The 1,517-nt window shown below is 55.4% G+C and carries 2 protein-coding genes; both read right to left on the bottom strand.

Features of this window, described 5'->3' with window-relative positions:
• A partial coding sequence (locus H6F43_RS00570) for an ATP phosphoribosyltransferase regulatory subunit (RefSeq protein WP_190340095.1) occupies positions 1-420 on the bottom strand: 420 nt, incomplete at its 3' end.
• Positions 420-1,400 carry a J domain-containing protein gene (locus tag H6F43_RS00565; RefSeq protein ID WP_190340094.1) on the bottom strand — a complete coding sequence of 327 codons (981 nt, stop codon included), beginning with the start codon at positions 1,398-1,400 and terminating at the stop codon, positions 420-422. The genes H6F43_RS00565 and H6F43_RS00570, both read right to left, overlap by 1 nt.
• Between the last annotated feature and the right edge of the window lie 117 nt (positions 1,401-1,517).

Below are 1,517 nucleotides of genomic sequence, written 5' to 3'. Positions count from 1 at the left end.
CAGAATTTCGGCGTCTGCTAGAGTGCCAGCGGCACCCAGCAGCTCTACGCCTGCCTGGTAAAACTCTTGCTGGCGGCTATGGCTGGTTTCATGGGCGCGGCGGAAGACGTTAGCGTTGTAGTAGAGGCGTAGGGGCAGAGCTGCACCCGCCATGCGGGTAACGGCAGCACGGGCGATCGAGGCGGTGAGTTCCGGGCGCAGTCCCAGCGCTTCGTCGTCTAGATTTTGCAGGTGCAGCACAGTCGATCGCTGAATTGCTCCGCCTGCCATTAGAGTATCCAGTCGCTCTAAAGTTGAGGTGATGATGCGATGGTAGCCCCAGCCGTGAAACACTTGCTGAAGGCAATCTTCGATCCAGCGCTTTTGAGCAACGTCCAGCGGCAGCAGATCGCGTGCCCCGGTAGGAGGTTGGTACACCATTACTTTTTCTTTCCGCCAAATAAGCCAAATAAACCGCCGCCGGATTTGTCGTTTGGATTGTTCGATTTCGGTGTCGATTTGGGATTTGCGGCGGCTCCGGTTTTGCCCGTTGCTTTGGTGTCGCTGCCCTGCGCAGAGCCTAATCGCTGTTTACCCGCGATCGCCATTTCGTTTTCCGGATCAAACTTCAATGCCTGGTTGAAATGAATCTTTGCCATGGTCGTCTGGTTTTGCCGCAGGTAGATCATACCCAAAAGACTGTGACAGCGGCTGTGGTTGGAGTCCACTTGCAGCGCTTCCCGCAGCTCCAGGGTTGCCTGTGCCAGGTTGTTTTTTGCGGCGTACTCTTCAGCTCGACGATAATACTGATCTGCCAGCGACTCGCGCCGCGTCTGCTGGGGTGGCGGAGGGGCAGCGGTTCTGGCGGGGGCTTGGCTGGAATCGGGAATATTGCTGCCCGTGAAGATGGTTCTTCTGGAAGCGACCTCGGTGGGCGCGTTGCTGCCCTCCTTTCGCATTAGATAGACCAAATTCAATTCGCTAATTTGGGCAATCATTTCTAGGGCTTGGTCTAGCTGGTCATACTGACGATCGGCTAGCCCCTTGAGCGACGTGAGGTAAAAATGATCGAGATTGCTAGCGGTCATCAGCTGCTTTGCCAGACTGCCACCGAGTTCTATCGATCCTTGCTGCAGGTGGGCTTGCTGTCCTTTCAGTTTCAGCAGCAGCGTATACTCGGTGCGATCGCGCTCCTGCGACAGTTTTTCCCACGCCGGATTGACCAGCTTGGAAAGAAGTTCATTGGCGCGGTGCTTGTCTTGCTCACCCTCAGTGGCGAAGCTATCGGGATGCAGCCGACGCGCAATTTTGAGGTATCGCTTGCGGATGTCTTTCAGATCGGCTTCTACTGGAACGCCCAAGATGGCATGGTGGTCGGTGAAGTCGAGTCGAAATAACCCACGATCGATCTGAAAAGACATGGTATCGCCCTAGCTGGATGTGTTCTAGTGTAGTCTGCCTGAGCGAAGTGTACGTTAGCCCAGGCTACTAAACTGGTTTAAGTCTGCCCAGATTGTTAGCGGCGGCACTCGTTGCAG

The sequence above is a fragment of the Leptolyngbya sp. FACHB-36 genome (genome assembly GCF_014695955.1).
In the GTDB taxonomy this organism is placed as follows: Bacteria; Cyanobacteriota; Cyanobacteriia; order Leptolyngbyales; family Leptolyngbyaceae; genus FACHB-36.
The sequence above is the reverse complement of the archived record's forward strand: the minus strand, read 5'-3'. Positions and strand labels throughout refer to the sequence as shown.

What these genes read in the sequence shown, in the direction of transcription:
- H6F43_RS00565 (WP_190340094.1), bottom strand. Translation starts at nt 1,400, where the DNA reads ATGTCTTTTCAGATCGATCGTGGGTTATTTCGACTCGACTTCACCGAC.